Genomic DNA, 15,368 nt, shown 5'->3' with positions numbered 1-15,368 from the left:
GGGAAGATGGGGCGCCGGTCGAAATGTGTCAGGTCGATCGTCCAGGACCCCTCACGCACCGCCCCCCGCGGGTAATGTCAACCTCCATGACGACCCCGCAGCCCTCCTGGCAGAACTGGGCAGCCAACGTGCTGGCGACACCGACCGAACGTTGCGCCCCGACGACAGTCGCCGAAGTGGCGGACATCGTCACGACCGCGGTCGACCGCGGTCGCAAGATCAAATGCGTCGGCGCCGGCCACTCGTTCACCCCCGCAGCCGCGACCGACGGCGTCATGGTTTCGCTGGACGACCTCACAGGCATCGAGTCGATCGTTCCGACGCGAGACACCCACGGGCGGGTCTGCGGGGCAGACGTGACCGTCTGGGCCGGTACGCGGTTGCACCGCCTCGGGCCCCTGCTATGGGATCTCGGACTAGCCCAGCCCAACCTCGGAGATTTCGACGAGCAGTCGCTGGCCGGTGCCGTCTCGACCGGCACACATGGCACCGGGCACCAGGCTCCCGGCTTACCGGCTACTGTCGTGGGACTTCAGCTCGTCACCGCGGACGGCACGGTGCTCTCTTGCTCCCGCGACTCCCACCCCGAGGTCTTCGAAGCCGCACGCCTGGGGGTCGGCGCGCTGGGGATCATCACCAAGATGACCATCCGTTGCGTCCCCGCGTTCGCCCTCCGAGCCGAGGAACAACCGTGGTCCCTGTCCGCGGTCTTGGCCGACATCGAGGGCTTCGCCCGCTCAGCGGACCATGCTGAGTTTTACTGGTTCCCCCACACGGACGCGATCAACATCAAACGCAACACCCGCCTTCCCGGGGACGCCGATCTCCACCCCGTGGGCCGGGTCCGGGGCCTCCTCAACGATGAGTTCCTCTCCAACGAGGCGTTCGATGCGCTGTGCCGGGCCGCCACCCGCAGGCCCGCCCTGACCCCCGGCTTGAACCGCTTCTCCTCCAAGGCGCTGTCCGGACGGACCTACACCGACCGCAGTTACAAGGTGTTCGCCTCGCCGCGTCGCGTGCGCTTTCGCGAGATGGAGTACGCGGTCCCGATCGCCGCCGCCTCCGGGGTCCTGGCCGATATCCGGGACGCGATAGATCGCTCCGGCGTGGTGACCCCGTTTCCCATGGAGGTGCGGTTCGCCGCCGCCGACGACGTCTGGATGTCCACCGCATTCGGTCGGGAGGTCTGCTACATCGCCGTGCATCAGTACCACCGTATGGACCACACCGAACTGTTCCGGCTCGCCGAGCAGATCCTTCTGGCCGCCGATGGTCGACCCCACTGGGGAAAAATGCACACGCGGACCGCCGACGACCTGTCGTCTCTGGTCCGGCACTTTGATGACTTCGTTTCCGTGCGAGACCGGCTCGATCCCGGCAGGGCCTTTGGCAACGAGTACACCGAGAGGATTCTCCCCTAGGACGGACGCCCGCGAACTTCCGTATCGTGGGTATTCGAACACGGGCGGCGACCATGTCCGCCACGACCCCGAGGAGTGCCCAGTGCCAGACAGCGCCCCCGCCGAAGTCGACACCTCCGGACCGATCGCAGGCGTGGTCACCGGCGTCCTACGCCGGTCGATCCGCAGTCAGACCGGCGTAGCGAAGCTGTACGTGAGCAAACTCCGCAGGAGCCATCCCGACGAGAGCCCCGCACAGATTCGAAAACGACTGGATGCCCACTTCCTGGCGCTGGTCACGGCCTCTGGTGCGACCGTCGGTGCCACCGCCGCCGTCCCGGGGGTCGGAACCCTCATGGCGCTCGGCGCCATCGGCGCGGAGTCTCTGGTTTTCATCGAATTGGCCGCTTTTTACACGATGGCGGTGGCCGAGGTCCATGGCGTGGACGTCCACGAGGGTGAGCACGAAGAACTCCTCGTCATGACCGTCATGCTCGGGGCGTCCGGTACGGCCATCTTGTCCAATGCGGTCGGCTCCGGCGGATCCGGGCCCCTCGCCCTTCAGGCCCGGAGGCTCCCCGGGCTCAAGGAGATCAACAAGCGGATGCTCCATCGCTTCGTTCGCAAATTCGGTGTCAGGCGCGCATCCCTGGCCATGGGCAAACTCGCCCCCGCAGGACTTGGCGCCGCGGTCGGCGGATGGGGTAACCGCAAGCTCGGTCGGACGGTGGTGGACACCGCAGACGCGACCTTCGGCGCGCCCCCACGGACCTGGTCACCCTGATGGAAGGCGAGTAGGCCGCCTGGGACATCCCCCTGTCAGGTGAGATCGGAAGGCCCGAAACCCGAAGAAGGTCTAGCCTGGATCCATTGACGTGTGAAACCCACCACAGCAAAAGAGAGGCATCACAGCATCGTGAGCAACAACGTCTCACAGTTCGGACAGAACCAGTGGCTCGTAGACGAGATGTACGAGCGCTTCGCCAAGGACCCGTCCTCGGTCGACCGGTCCTGGCACGAGTTCTTCGACGCGAACCCGGAGGCCGCCTCTTCCTCCGGGAGAACGTCGACGAACGGCGCCTCCCCGGGTGACAGGCCGGCACAGAAGAGCGGGAAGAAGGCCTCGGAATTGACAGTCGACGACGTCACGCCGGAAGCAACCGCTAAGGACGTGGCAGCCAAGCCCGCCCCGGATGCCACGCCACGCCGTAAGGCGCGTGGCCAGGGTGTCCCCGCTCCGGTCCGCACTCCCGAGACACGCAACAAACCCGACACACCCAGGCCCAAAACCCCCTCACGCCCCGAATATGCGCCCCCGGCAGAGGAGGAGAGCAAGGTTCTGCGCGGTGCCGCCAACGCGATCGTCAAGAATATGAACGCGTCGCTCTCCCTGCCTACCGCGACCTCGGTCCGCGCCGTGCCGGCCAAGTTGATGATCGACAACCGAGTCGTCATCAACAACCACCTCAAGCGCACGCACGGCGGCAAGATCTCGTTTACCCACCTCATCGGTTACGCCATGGTCCAGGCCATCAAGGCCTACCCCAACATGAACAACCATTACGAGGAGGTTGACGGCAAGCCGCACTCCGTCACCCCGAGCGGGATCAACCTCGGGCTCGCGATCGACATGAAGACCAAGAGCGGCCGCACCCTCGTGGTGGCCGCCATCAAGAACTGCGAGAAGCTCGATTTTCGCGGCTTCCTAGACTCCTACGAGGACATCGTCGCGCGTGCCCGCGAGGGCAAGCTGACGATGGACGACTTCTCTGGCGTGACCGTCTCGCTGACCAACCCGGGCGGCATCGGCACGGTGCACTCGGTCCCCCGTCTAACCGTCGGACAGGGCGCCATCCTGGGGGTCGGCGCCATGGAGTACCCCGCCGAGTTCCAGGGTGCTAGCGAGGACCTGCTCGCCAAGAACGCGATAGGCAAGATCACCACCCTCACGTCGACGTACGACCACCGGATCATCCAGGGGGCCGAATCCGGCGAGTTCCTGCGAGAAATCCACAGGCTGCTCATCGCCGACGAGTTCTACGACGAGATCTTTGGGGTCCTCGGTATCCCCTACGAGCCGGTCCGTTGGCGTCAGGACATCACCGATCCTCGTGTGGACAAAGATGCCCGCGTCCTCGAACTCATCGCAGCGTACCGCGATCGTGGTCACCTCATGGCCGACATCGATCCGCTGGATGGCATGCATGCCCAGCGTCGCCGGACGTTCCATCCGGATCTCGATGTCAACAGCCACGAACTCACTCTCTGGGACCTCGACCGCAAGTACTCCGTTGGCGGCTTCGTCGGCAAGGACAGGATGCGCCTGCGGGACGTGCTGTCCGCGCTCCGCGCCGCCTACTGCCGCAAGATCGGTATCGAGTACACCCACATCCTCGAGAACGACCAGCGTCAGTGGATCCAGGACCGCGTCGAGGGAGTCGACGACAAGCCGACCGTCGCCGAGCAGAAGTACATCCTCTCCAAGGTCAACGCGGCCGAGGCGTTCGAGACCTTCCTGCAGACCAAGTACGTGGGTCAGAAGCGCTTCTCCCTCGAGGGAGCTGAATCCGTCATCCCGATGATGGACGCCGTAATCGACGAGGCCGCAGAGTTCGCGCTCGACGAGGTGGTGATCGGTATGCCGCACCGCGGTCGTCTCAACGTACTGGCCAACATCGTCGGCAAGCCCTACCGTCAGATCTTCACCGAGTTCGAGGGCAACATGGACCCCTCGGCCGCACACGGTTCGGGCGACGTGAAGTACCACCTTGGGGCCGAGGGCATCCAGTACCAGATGTTCGGCGAGAACGAGATCAAGGTCTCGCTCACCGCCAACCCGTCGCACCTCGAGGCCGTGGACCCGGTATTGGAGGGCATCGTCCGCGCCCGACAGGACCTCATCGAGGATCCGGAGCGGAGGGCGGAGTACCCGATCGTCCCGCTCATGCTCCACGGTGATGCCGCGTTCGCCGGACAGGGTGTGGTGGCGGAGACGCTCAACCTCTCCCTCATCGACGGATACCGCACCGGTGGCACGATCCACATCGTGGTCAACAACCAGATCGGCTTCACCACCGCCCCCGAGGCCGGCCGTTCCAGTCAGTACTGCACGGACGTCGCAAAGATGGTCGGTGCGCCGATCTTCCACGTCAACGGTGACGATCCCGAAGCCTGCGTCCGGGTGGCACGTCTGGCGATGGATTTCCGACAGCAGTTCAAGAAGGACGTGGTGATCGACCTCGTGTGCTACCGCCGTCGCGGTCACAACGAGGCTGACGACCCCTCGATGACCCAGCCGCGGATGTACGAGGTGATCGACGGCAAGAAGAGCGTCCGCCAGTCCTACACCGAGGATCTCGTCGGTCGTGGCGACATCACCGAGAAGGAGGCGGAGAACGCCCTCCGCGACTTCCAGGGGCAGCTCGAGCGGGTATTCAACGAGGTGCGCGAACTCGAGAAGCACCCTGTCAAGGCCTCCGAGTCGATCCTGCCCAACCAGCCGCTGCCCAAGCGTCTGGTCACAGCAGTGGACGAGTCGGTCATCCACTCGATCGGAGACGCGTTCGGGAACCTGCCCGAGGACTTCCACATCCACTCGCGTGTGAAGCCCGTCTACGAGGCACGCCAGAAGATGGCGTACAACGGCAATATCGACTGGGCCTTCGCTGAACTCTTGGCCATCGGGTCCCTCGTCCGCGAGGGTCGGACGGTTCGCATGGCCGGACAGGATTCCCAGCGCGGTACCTTCACACAGCGGCACGCGGTCGTGGTCGACAAGACCACCTCTGACATCTACTCCCCGCTGCAACATCTGGATGACGCCGAGGGCCGGTTCGAAGTATGGAACTCGGCGCTCACCGAATACGCAGGCCTCGGCTTCGAGTATGGATACTCCGTGGGTGACCCCGAGGCTCTGGTGATGTGGGAGGCGCAGTTCGGCGACTTCGTCAACGGTGCCCAGACCATCATCGACGAGTACATCTCCTCCGGTGAAGCCAAGTGGGGTCAGAAATCGTCGGTGACTCTTCTGCTCCCCCACGGCCATGAGGGAATGGGTCCGGACCACACCTCCGGGCGCATCGAGCGGTTCCTCCAGTTGTGCGCGGAGGGCTCTATGACCGTCTCACAACCGTCGACACCGGCGAACTACTTCCACTTGATGCGCCGTCACGCCACCGACGGGATCAAGCGGCCGCAGATCGTATTCACGCCCAAGTCGATGCTGCGCAACAAGAAGGCCGTCAGCCCGCTCGAGGAGTTCACCTCCGGCAAGTTCCGATCGGTGCTCGACGACCCGACCTTTGACGACGACAGCAAGGACGCGGGCAAGGTCACGACCATGCTCCTCGTCTCGGGCAAGCTCTACTACGAGCTCGCCGCCCGTCAGGAGAAGGACGGCCGCGACGATATCGCGATCGTTCGACTCGAGCAGCTGCATCCGGTCCCGCACCGCCGTATGCGTGAGGCTCTTGACCACTACCCGAATCTCTCCGAGGTCCGGTGGGTGCAAGAGGAGCCGGCCAACCAGGGCGCCTGGAGCTTCCTCGCGCTCGAGCTGCCCGAGCGCATCGAGGATTTCCCGCGCCTCAAGCGCGTCTCGCGACGCCCCATGGCCGCCACCTCCACTGGCCTGAGCAAGGTTCACGCGGTCGAACAGAAGGCGCTGGTGGACGAAGCGTTCGCCTAAGCATGACCGAGGAGAGCCCGTCCGCCATCGGCGGACGGGCTCTTTCGCGTGTGCCGGGTTCGCGGCGAATGGTCAGTAGTCGTGCTTGTCCAACCAGAAGTTCGCCAGTCCCACCGGGGTCGCGGTCCCGAACTCCACTCCCAGCAGGAGTTCACGCACGTCCTCGGAGGTCAGCTCACCGCTGACTCGATTGACCAGGGCGAGCTGGTCCTCGGACAGGCTGCCCTTGCGAAACACCGGCACCAGGTTCTGGGCGGTGACGGCGTTCTTGTCGTCGTCGAGCACGACCATGTCATCAGGCGCCAGAATCGGGTCGGCCGACTGCGTCAGGCCCACCCCGATCTGGCCGGACCGCAGGGCCTCGAACACAGCGCGGGGATTGGGCCCCATGGCCACCCGACGCCCGAATCCACACGAGTACGTCGAACCGATCGCAGCCGATAGTTCGGCGTCCGCCAGCGCCTCCTGTCGGGCGCCCAGCGCGAACTCCCCGCACCGTCCCGCCAGGTCCGACATCGTGCGGAGCCCCTGAGACTCAGAGGTGTGACGGGTGACCACGTACACCGGAACGTCTTCCGCCGGCGCCTGGTCGGCCGCGGTAACGCCTTCCGGGAGGGCTGCCATCATCGCCGCGTAAACCTCATCGGATTCGACGGCGGTCGATGCGGGATCGAAGGTCCGGAGCAGCTCACCGGTGAACCCGACCGTGAAGGTGGATTCACCCGTCGTGACGGACTCCACCACCTCTCGCTGGGTACCCGCCTGGGTCCGCGGCTCCACACGCCAGCCCGCACGGGACAGCGCGTTGGCGTAGATCTGGCCCACGATCTCAGCCTCACCGAACGAGGCGGTCTCCACAACGACCACCGGCTCGTCGCGGTCGGCCGGCACGATCGACGACTGTGCCTGGCATCCGGACAATGCCATCGTCGCGACCCCCGCGAGCACTATCGCGCCCCGACCGATTCGCTCCCTTGTCCGCTGCACCCGACCACACCCTTTCTCACACCGGCCGCGCCGGCTGACGCGGAAATCTCTTGAGACAGTCTCCCAGCCCCACTCGCTAGTCATCACCCCGAGGTCCCGCTCGACCGATAGTGTCAAGCATCACGAGGAAGGAGGCTGCGTGTCCGCGATCCCACCACGACGTCCGATGTCCACCGGACCTGCCAAGCCGTTATCCTGCCGGGCCGTGCCAAGCACATCGACCCTGCCAGCCGACGCAGCGATGGTGGACTGCGCTATCTACATCGACGGGGTCCGCGACCGCCATCACGCGACCTACAACGAAGCGATCCACCGGGTTCGCGGCATCGGTCGCGGTTTTGTCTGGATCGACCTCATCTCCCCGGATCCCGACTTCATGGAGACACTGTCCCAAGAACTGGGACTGCACGCACTTATCATCGAGGACGCCGCACAAAATAAGCAGCGTTCCAAGCTGGAGGCTTACACTGACACCCTTGTGCTCACCATGTCGACAGCAGAGTACATCGATCACAAATCCGCCACCCAGGTCAGTGACATCGTGCCCACTGGCGAGGTGATGGTGGTCCTGGGTCTGGATTTCGTCGTGACCGTCCGACACGGTGACCAAACCGAACTGGCCGACATCCGAACCGGTTTCGACCTCTCTCCGAAGTTGCTCGCCCAAGGGCCGGCGGTGGTGATGCACGCCATGGCTGACCGTGTGGTCGCCAACTATCTGGTGGCCACCGACGGACTGACAGCAGACTTCGACGAATTAGAGTCGGCACTCTTTGCACCACCTACAGCGGTCGACATCGAACAACTCTACGTCTTCAAGCGTGAACTACTCGAGCTTAAACACGTCATCGGGCCACTGACCCTCCCCCTGCGACGCCTGGCATTTGATCACCTGGATCTGATCCCCCCTGAGATCCGTCACTACTTCCGCGACGTTCAAGACCATCACGCCCTGGCGGCAGCGGAGGTCGCAACGTTGGACGAGCGAAGCACTTCGCTCGTGGGCGCAGCGATGACCATCGTCGGGGTGCAACAGAACACCGACATGCGCAAAATCTCGGCATGGGTTGCTATTGCGGCCGTACCAACGATGATCGCCGGCATTTACGGAATGAACTTCAGGCACATGCCCGAGCTCGGTACACAGTACGGATATTACGTGGTGCTCGGAGTCATGATCGCGATGTGTACCGGGCTTTTCTACTGTTCCGCAGGAACCGCTGGCTCTGATCACCGATTCATCCCCGGGTTCACCGCGGACCGGCCGGCATCGGTCACATCGATCCCCGCCTCGGCCCACGCCTCCTCTAGCTCTGCGGCGCCCTTCATCCGCACCCACGCGGCCTCGGTGTGGGTCACCGGCACAGCACGGAACACCTGGACGGGTGCCGCCTCCCCCGGCAGCTCCACATCAGGAATCTCCGGGGCGCGGAGCACCACCGCGGTGAACGCCGACCCGGGCCACAAGGGCTCGCCGAGGTCGATCAGTGCACCCTCCGCAAGAATCAGGCCCTCGACAGCGGGTGCCGCCGCCAACACCGCGAGCGCTCGAACGAGACCATCCACTCCGCCACGCAGCACGAGGCAGATCTCCGCACGCGGGGCGGTCGGGTCAGGCACCAGCGCGGAGGGATCCCCCATCGGATCCGCGGAACAGCCGAGCGAGGCGTACCGCACGATGCCGGACTCGATGTCCGCGAATCGAAGGATTCGGATCGGAGACGCCCCCAGGAACGTCACCGAAGCCTCCTGGGGGTCCGGTCCGAAATGCTCAATGAGATGATCCCGGACCACGTCCAGGACCGACGACTGAGCGCCGGAGTCCCCGATCTGCATTACTTGAGACCCAGGCGCGCCAACTCGTCACGGACGCGCTCCGCGTTCGCCGGTTCGCACAGCACGTCATAGCGTCCGGCTACCAACTGTGACGTGGACGCGAAGTCCCGCTTTCCGCGAGTGGCGGCGTAGGAAAGCGAAGCGGAGAGGACACCGAATACCGACCCGCCGATCAGGCCCGTGAGCACGACACTCCACATCGGCTCGGTGAAGATCCCCAGTAGCAGCCCTACAAACAGGCCGAGCCAGGCACCCGTGGCCAGCCCACCTAACAGGACCTTGGGCCACGTCAGTCGGCCAGTCACTCGCTCGACCTGCATCAGATCCACGCCGACGATCGTCACCTCATGGACCGGGAACTCCTCGTCGGCCAGGTGGTCTACGGCGGCCTGCGCATGCGCGTAGTCGGTGTACGACCCGACCACCCAGCCAGTGGGCGGGGTCGGCAGGCCCGGCGTCTTGCCGGATCGTGCACGTGTGGCCGAGGGATTCACTGGAGAACTCATAGGGCACGTCCTTCTCGGGTCTTACCCGGTGCTGGTGGTCTGGTCCGAGACCGTCATGCCTGCCGCGCGGCCGCGCGCGGAGACGACCAGGGCCATCTTACGACTGGCCTCATCGAGCATCTCGTCCCCGAACATGACCGCACCTCGGGCGCCGCCCTCCACAGACGTGGAATGCGCGTACGCGGCGAGAATGCCCTCAGCTTTGTCGAACTCGTCCTGGCGGGGGCTGAACACCTCGTTGCCCGCATCCACCTGGGCCGGATGAAGCACCCACTTGCCGTCGAACCCCAACGCCGCGGTCCGCGCGGCAGCCCTGCGGAACCCGTCCTCATCGCGCACCTTGAGAAAGGGGCCGTCGATCGCCTGGAGTCCGTGTGCCCGTGCGGCCACGAGGATCGACATGAAGACGTGGTGGTAGGCGTCGCCGGGCGTGTACCCCTCGGGCTGCTCCCCCACCGTCAACGTGCGCATCCCGATCGCTGCCATGAAATCGGCGGGCCCGAACACCAGTGTCAGAACCCGGGCGCTCGCGACGGCGATCTCGTTGATGTTGGTCAGCCCGAGCGCGTCCTCGATCTGCGGTTCGATTCCGATGTACCCCACAGGCAGCCCCGCGGCCTTTTCGACCTGCGTGAGAACCAGGTCCAGTGCGGTCACCTCCCCGGCCGTGCGCACCTTGGGCAGCAGGAGAGCGTGCAGCTTCGAGCCGGCGCGGCCCACCACCTCCGTGACGTCGCGAACCGTGTGTTCCGTGTCCCACGCATTGACACGCACCACCACCGTCGGTGCGGAGAATCCCCCGGTGTTCAACGCCTCGACGACGTTGGCACGCGCCTCCTCCTTGGCCGGACCAGCCACGGCGTCCTCCAGATCAAGAAACACCTCGTCCACCGGCAGTCCTCGCGCCTTGCCGATCATCTTGACACTGCTTCCAGGAACCGCGAGCACCGTCCGACGCGGTCGCGCACGGAGTTCGGCGATGGTGGCTGCGGCGTCTGAGGAGGGCGCTGGCGTCGCACTGGGGGCGGGGTTCATCTGTGGTGGCACTCCCTTACGTCCGGTACGGCGGGCGGGTACCGCCCGTCGATGACTAGCCTGGTCGGCATGGCGAACCTCAACAAGGCCTTCGTCGCCAGGCTAGCCGGACTCCCCGTGATCGGCCCTGACGGGGATGAAATCGGACGGATTCGAGATGTCGTGGTGACGATGCGGTCCCAGCACAAGCAACCAAGGGTCATCGGCCTTGTGGTTGAGATGCCCACGCGACGTCGGATCTTCGTGCCCATGTTGCGAGTGGCGTCGATCGATCCACGGTCGGTGTCACTCGTCTCCGGCACGATCAACCTCCACAGATTTCAATCGCGACCCGGCGAGAACCTGGTCCTCGGCGCGTTGGTCGACTCGATTATCGGAGTCGACCACGACGCCGTGGGCCCGTCCTCGCCCCGCCCCGTCGACAGAGCTGCCCGTTACCAGGTGGTCGACGTGGAGATCGAACGGCAGCGGTCGCGTGATTGGTTGGTCTCCAGGGTGGCGGTCCGGTCCCGTCGGGGCCGCTCCTCGCTCGGTCGTCGCGGGCCGGTGTCTATCCAACCGTGGGTCCGCATCCGGGGACTGGACGACGACGCGATCGGAACGCCCGACCACGGGGCGGAGAGCCTCGTCGAACAGTACGCAGATCTCCGCCCGGCTGACGTGGCACACGCCCTGCGTGAACTTCCCGAGGTGCGACGGCTCGAGGTCGCCCGGACCCTGGATGACGAGCGACTGGCAGACATCCTCCAGGAGATGCCCCACGACGAACAGACCGAGATCGTCACCAGGTTGGAACTCGAGCGAGCCACGGATGTCCTGGAAGCGATGGATCCCGACGACGTCGCTGACCTCCTGGGCGAACTTCCGGAGAAGGACGCGGAGTCGTATCTGGAGCGGATGAATCCGGAGGACTCCGCGCCCGTCCGACGACTACTCACCTTCGACGCGGACACCGCCGGCGGTCTCATGACGCCGGAGCCGATCATCCTCTCTCCGCAGACGACCGTGGCGGAGGCGCTGGCTCACTGCCGGAATCCGGACCTCAGTCCCGCGCTGGCCAGCCTCGTGTTTGTGGTCCGATCCCCGACCGCTACGCCGACCGGGAAGTACCTGGGATGTGTGCACATTCAGGCGCTGCTGCGGGAACTGCCGTCGATGATGGTTGCCGAGACCGTGGACACCAGCCTGTCCACCCTTCGCCCCACCGATTCGGTGGACGCTGTCACCAGGTTCTTCGCCACCTACAACCTCGTCTGCGGCCCCGTGGTCGACGACGAGGGGCACCTCCTCGGAGCGGTGGCGGTCGACGACCTGCTCGACCATCTCTTACCCGAGGACTGGCGCGACATGGACCTGCACGACGACAGGGAGGCCCGCCCGTGAACGAATCCACCCCCCGTTCGTCCCTGTCGACACCTGTCACCTCTCGGCGGCCCCGCATCAGCTTCGACCGCGACGCGGTGGGCCGGTACAGCGAGGCCGTGGCGCGGTTCTTCGGCACCGGCATGTACCTGGTGATCCAGACGCTCGTGGTGATCGTCTGGATCATCATCAACGTGGTCGTGGTCGCGCTCCGGTTTGACCCCTATCCGTTCATCCTGCTCAATCTGGCGTTCTCCACCCAGGCGGCCTACGCCGCCCCCCTGATCCTGCTCGCGCAGAACCGGCAGGAGGATCGTGACAAGGCGTCGGTGAGGGAAGACCGGCTACGTGCGACGCAGACCAAGGCCGATACCGAGTTCCTGGCACGGGAGCTGGCGTCCGTCCGACTATCCGTCGGCGAGACCGTGACGCGCGACTACCTACGCCGTGAACTCGACGATATGCGCGACGCCGTCGATCGGATCGAGACCATGCTCGCGGGCCTCGGTAGTGACGGTGGTAACACTGAAGCCCCGAAAACCGATTCAGTCGGCAGGAACCGGGAGTAGCCTCAGTCACTACGGAAGCGACACCCGGACACGCCATGCCCGCGGTACCGTCCGTGAAGTCGTAGGGGGGAAAGTCTTGCGCAATGTAGCGCGGAACGCTAATCGTCGTGTGCTCACCAGTGCAGCAGTCACTGCGAGTGCTATTGCGGTGCTCGCGGCCGTCGGTCTCAACGTGGACCACAGCCGGCCGTCTACGCCGAATATCACCCCATTAGCGGAATCATCGCCGGGCGTACCTACGGTGACCGAGTCGCCCTATCCGGCGCCGGACCCGGAGAAGTCGAAGGAGTTCGACAAACCCGAGGTCCCCGGGCCAGGGAAGCTCGAGAAGGATCCCGGCGCGGCCCACATTGTGCCCGCGACGATTCCGGATGGGCCGCTGGGCATCCCCGGCATCGCACTCGACGCCTACCACCGCGCGGCCGACCGACTAAACGCCGAGAACCCGGTCTGTGAGATGGACTGGACCGTCCTCGCGGGGATCGGGCAGGTCGAGTCCAATCAGGGGCGGGGACAGTTCGACGTGCACGGAAACACCATCGGGCGGATCGTCGGCCCCCGTCTGGATGGTTCATTGAAGGGCACGGCCGTCATCACCGATACCGACGGCGGTCGATTTGACGGCGACGACAAGTTCGATCGCGCGGTGGGACCTGTTCAGTTCATCCCGTCGACCTGGGCCCTGCTCGGTCGCGATGGGAACGACGACGGTCTCGCAGACCCCAACAACATCTACGACGGAGCCCTCTCCGCAGCAACCCTGTTGTGCGATCAAGGCGGTTCCATGGCCGACCCCGCAGCGCGGACACGCGCAATCCTGGCTTACAACAACTCGCTGGCGTACGTGGCCAACGTCAACGCGTGGGCCCATGGATACGCGATCAACTCGTTCCCGCTGCCGTCGGACCTGCCGGCGATCCACCAGCCGGAGCCGACCATCGAGCCGCCGGAGGCCCCCGAGAAGTGCCCCGAGGGCTGGGAGGGCGCGCCGACCGCTGCCCCCGCACCGGGCACCCCGGGCGAGCCGGCCCCGCCGGTACCGGGCTGTACCGAGGCAGAACACGTGAACACGCCGCCTCCGGCCCCGTCGCCCCCACCGGAACCCGTCCATCCGGCGGAAAGGCCCACCGAGACCGCTCCGGCCTCACCCCCGCCTCCGCCTCCGGGGCTACCGGTGATCGAACTTCCGTGTATCCCGCCGTTCTGTGTTCCGCCACCAGCCTGAATCATCGCGCCAGAACCCGACGCCTAGACTCGACTTATCATGAGTGCACCCAGCGAAGAATCGATCCGCGCCGCTCTGGCCAAGGTTGACGACCCGGAGATCAACAAGCCGCTCACGGAACTCGGCATGGTCAAGGGTGTCGAGGTGGACTCGGCGACAGGCCGGGTCGACATCGGCATCTATCTGACCGTCGCCGCATGTCCGATGCGAGAGACCATCACCGACCGCGTTCGTTCCGCGGTGTCCGACGTCCCCGGAGTGGGCGAGGTCGCGGTGGAACTCGACGTGATGAACGACGAGCAACGTACCGAGCTGCGCAAGCATCTTCGCGGAGACGCCGCCGAACCCGTCATCCCGTTCGCACAGCCCGGCAATCTCACCCGCGTCTACGCCGTCGCGTCGGGCAAGGGCGGCGTGGGCAAGTCGACCGCCACGGTCAATCTCGCCACATCCCTCGCCTCGCGGGGACTGTCCGTGGGTGTGCTCGATGCGGACATCTACGGGCACTCGATTCCGCGGATGCTCGGGACGGACGCGCGCCCGACCCAGGTCGAACAGATGATCCTGCCCCCGATAGCGCATGACGTGAAGGTCATCTCGATCGCCCAGTTCACCAAGGGCAACACCCCGGTGGTCTGGCGTGGCCCCATGTTGCACCGAGCCCTCCAGCAGTTCCTCGCGGACGTGTACTGGGGCGACCTCGACGTTCTGCTCATGGACCTGCCCCCCGGCACAGGCGACGTGGCGATTTCGATAGCCCAGCTCATCCCCTCGGCCGAGATTCTCGTGGTGACCACGCCTCAGCAGGCGGCCGCCGAGGTGGCCGAGCGTGCCGGCTCGATCGCACTGCAGACACGTCAGCGGATCGCCGGTGTCATCGAGAACATGTCGTGGCTTGAACTGCCCGACGGCACGCGAATGGATGTCTTCGGTTCCGGCGGCGGTGCCGAGGTCGCGGCCAACCTCTCGCGGTCGGTCGGTGCTCCGGTCAAGCTCCTCGGCCAGGTGCCGCTCGAGCAATCGGTGCGGGAGTTCGGAGATGAGGGCACGCCGATCGTCCTGGCGGAACCGGATTCCCCGTCCGGCCGCGCGTTCCGCGAGATCGCCGATGGTCTTGCCGTTCGCCCACGCGGACTGGCGGGCATGAACCTCGGGATCGACACCACGCGTCACCTCTGAGAGTCGAGGAAGACCGGCCGGAAGCTGAATCCCGGCCGGTCTTCGTCATCCCGGTGAAACCTTCTGTCAGGTCGCGTCGATATCCCAGACCGGCGGCGCCCCGGGGGACGCCGGGGGTGGGGATTGGCTGGCGGCGGGGCCAGCTGCCGCGGGCGGAGCTGTCGAGCGGCGCGGGTCGGCGGAGCCGCGCGGATCGGTGGACGCGGACCCTGTTCTCGCTGATTCGGCGGCGGCGACTCCACCTGCCGCAGCGCCACCCGCAGGTGCGGCGGCTCCAAAACTTCCGGTGAACAACGAATCGTCGCCGTCCAACAAGTGCTTGGTCACCATCGCGCGCGGGTTCAATCCGCGTAGCTCATTGAGCTGCTTGAGGGGTTCCCGAAACTCGTCGAAGTCGGTTCCGTAGTCGTCCTGGAGCTGCTGTTGAGCGTTACTCGCGAACTGCTTGACCTTGCGGATTGCGGAGGCGAGCCAGCGGGCGGCCTCGGGGAGGCGCTCGGGTCCCAGGACCACGAGCGCGATGACACCGAGAACCAGCAGCTCGGACCAACCCACGTTAGTGAACATCGATCTCAAGGATAC

12 protein-coding genes and 1 pseudogene are annotated in these 15,368 nt (G+C 65.5%); 8 read left to right on the top strand and 5 right to left on the bottom strand.

The features are described 5' to 3' along the window. Positions 1-86 precede the first annotated feature (86 nt). From ON04_RS09775 to ON04_RS09765, 3 genes are all read left to right on the top strand, one after another. Positions 87-1,421, top strand: a complete 1,335-nt coding sequence (locus tag ON04_RS09775; protein WP_010541433.1) for a D-arabinono-1,4-lactone oxidase — start codon at positions 87-89, stop codon at positions 1,419-1,421. A gap of 82 nt (positions 1,422-1,503) precedes the next feature. Next, on the top strand, positions 1,504-2,184 hold the full coding sequence (locus ON04_RS09770) for a hypothetical protein (RefSeq protein WP_010541432.1): 681 nt from the start codon (positions 1,504-1,506) through the stop codon (positions 2,182-2,184). A 132-nt stretch (positions 2,185-2,316) separates the two neighbouring features. Further along, complete coding sequence (locus ON04_RS09765; RefSeq protein WP_010541431.1) at positions 2,317-6,087, top strand: multifunctional oxoglutarate decarboxylase/oxoglutarate dehydrogenase thiamine pyrophosphate-binding subunit/dihydrolipoyllysine-residue succinyltransferase subunit; 3,771 nt, start codon at positions 2,317-2,319, stop codon at positions 6,085-6,087. Positions 6,088-6,159: 72 nt separating this feature from the next. Here the strand turns inward: ON04_RS09765 and ON04_RS09760 are convergent, their stop codons facing one another. Further along, positions 6,160-7,074 carry a glycine betaine ABC transporter substrate-binding protein gene (locus tag ON04_RS09760; protein ID WP_238529293.1) on the bottom strand — a complete coding sequence of 305 codons (915 nt, stop codon included), beginning with the start codon at positions 7,072-7,074 and terminating at the stop codon, positions 6,160-6,162. A 166-nt stretch (positions 7,075-7,240) separates the two neighbouring features. On the opposite strand from ON04_RS09760, the pseudogene ON04_RS15760 reads away from it, so the two are divergent. Next, positions 7,241-8,218 (top strand): annotated as a pseudogene (locus ON04_RS15760) (magnesium and cobalt transport protein CorA); the annotation flags it as partial. Between the two features lie 86 nt (positions 8,219-8,304). On the opposite strand, the gene ON04_RS09750 reads toward ON04_RS15760, so the two are convergent. The 3 genes from ON04_RS09750 to ON04_RS09740 are packed head-to-tail and all read right to left on the bottom strand — an operon-like array spanning position 8,305 to position 10,451. Then, positions 8,305-8,910 carry a suppressor of fused domain protein gene (locus ON04_RS09750; protein WP_010541428.1) on the bottom strand — a complete coding sequence of 202 codons (606 nt, stop codon included), beginning with the start codon at positions 8,908-8,910 and terminating at the stop codon, positions 8,305-8,307. Then, the gene (locus ON04_RS09745) at positions 8,910-9,416 is read right to left on the bottom strand and encodes a YflT domain-containing protein (protein ID WP_029458165.1); all 507 of its coding nucleotides are present in this window, start codon (positions 9,414-9,416) and stop codon (positions 8,910-8,912) included. The genes ON04_RS09750 and ON04_RS09745 overlap by 1 nt, the downstream gene beginning before the upstream one ends. 21 nt (positions 9,417-9,437) lie before the next feature. Further along, the gene (locus ON04_RS09740; RefSeq protein ID WP_010541426.1) at positions 9,438-10,451 is read right to left on the bottom strand and encodes an HpcH/HpaI aldolase/citrate lyase family protein; all 1,014 of its coding nucleotides are present in this window, start codon (positions 10,449-10,451) and stop codon (positions 9,438-9,440) included. Between the two features lie 69 nt (positions 10,452-10,520). Between ON04_RS09740 and ON04_RS09735 the strand changes: the two genes are divergently transcribed. The 4 genes from ON04_RS09735 (at position 10,521) to ON04_RS09720 (ending at position 14,786) form a co-directional block, all read left to right on the top strand. Beyond that, positions 10,521-11,834, top strand: coding sequence for a magnesium transporter MgtE N-terminal domain-containing protein (locus ON04_RS09735; protein ID WP_010541425.1), 1,314 nt, complete (start codon positions 10,521-10,523; stop codon positions 11,832-11,834). Beyond that, positions 11,831-12,382, top strand: a complete 552-nt coding sequence (locus ON04_RS09730; RefSeq protein WP_010541424.1) for a DUF1003 domain-containing protein — start codon at positions 11,831-11,833, stop codon at positions 12,380-12,382. The genes ON04_RS09735 and ON04_RS09730 overlap by 4 nt, the downstream gene beginning before the upstream one ends. A 241-nt stretch (positions 12,383-12,623) precedes the next feature. Then, positions 12,624-13,607, top strand: a complete 984-nt coding sequence (locus ON04_RS09725) for a lytic transglycosylase domain-containing protein (protein ID WP_010541423.1) — start codon at positions 12,624-12,626, stop codon at positions 13,605-13,607. A 39-nt stretch (positions 13,608-13,646) separates the two neighbouring features. Continuing rightward, the gene (locus ON04_RS09720) at positions 13,647-14,786 is read left to right on the top strand and encodes an Mrp/NBP35 family ATP-binding protein (RefSeq protein WP_010541422.1); all 1,140 of its coding nucleotides are present in this window, start codon (positions 13,647-13,649) and stop codon (positions 14,784-14,786) included. 66 nt (positions 14,787-14,852) lie between these two features. On the opposite strand, the gene tatB is transcribed toward ON04_RS09720, so the two are convergent. Continuing rightward, positions 14,853-15,353, bottom strand: a complete 501-nt coding sequence (gene tatB / locus ON04_RS09715; protein WP_010541421.1) for a Sec-independent protein translocase protein TatB — start codon at positions 15,351-15,353, stop codon at positions 14,853-14,855. Between the last annotated feature and the right edge of the window lie 15 nt (positions 15,354-15,368).

Source organism: Dietzia alimentaria 72, from assembly GCF_000226215.1.
GTDB lineage: Bacteria > Actinomycetota > Actinomycetes > Mycobacteriales > Mycobacteriaceae > Dietzia > Dietzia alimentaria.
The sequence above is the reverse complement of the archived record's forward strand: the minus strand, read 5'-3'. Positions and strand labels throughout refer to the sequence as shown.

What these genes read in the sequence shown, in the direction of transcription:
- ON04_RS09775 (WP_010541433.1), top strand. Translation starts at nt 87, where the DNA reads ATGACGACCCCGCAGCCCTCCTGGCAGAACTGGGCAGCCAACGTGCTG.
- ON04_RS09750 (WP_010541428.1), bottom strand. Translation starts at nt 8,910, where the DNA reads ATGCAGATCGGGGACTCCGGCGCTCAGTCGTCGGTCCTGGACGTGGTC.
- ON04_RS09745 (WP_029458165.1), bottom strand. Translation starts at nt 9,416, where the DNA reads ATGAGTTCTCCAGTGAATCCCTCGGCCACACGTGCACGATCCGGCAAG.
- ON04_RS09740 (WP_010541426.1), bottom strand. Translation starts at nt 10,451, where the DNA reads ATGAACCCCGCCCCCAGTGCGACGCCAGCGCCCTCCTCAGACGCCGCA.
- ON04_RS09735 (WP_010541425.1), top strand. Translation starts at nt 10,521, where the DNA reads ATGGCGAACCTCAACAAGGCCTTCGTCGCCAGGCTAGCCGGACTCCCC.
- ON04_RS09720 (WP_010541422.1), top strand. Translation starts at nt 13,647, where the DNA reads ATGAGTGCACCCAGCGAAGAATCGATCCGCGCCGCTCTGGCCAAGGTT.
- tatB (WP_010541421.1), bottom strand. Translation starts at nt 15,353, where the DNA reads ATGTTCACTAACGTGGGTTGGTCCGAGCTGCTGGTTCTCGGTGTCATC.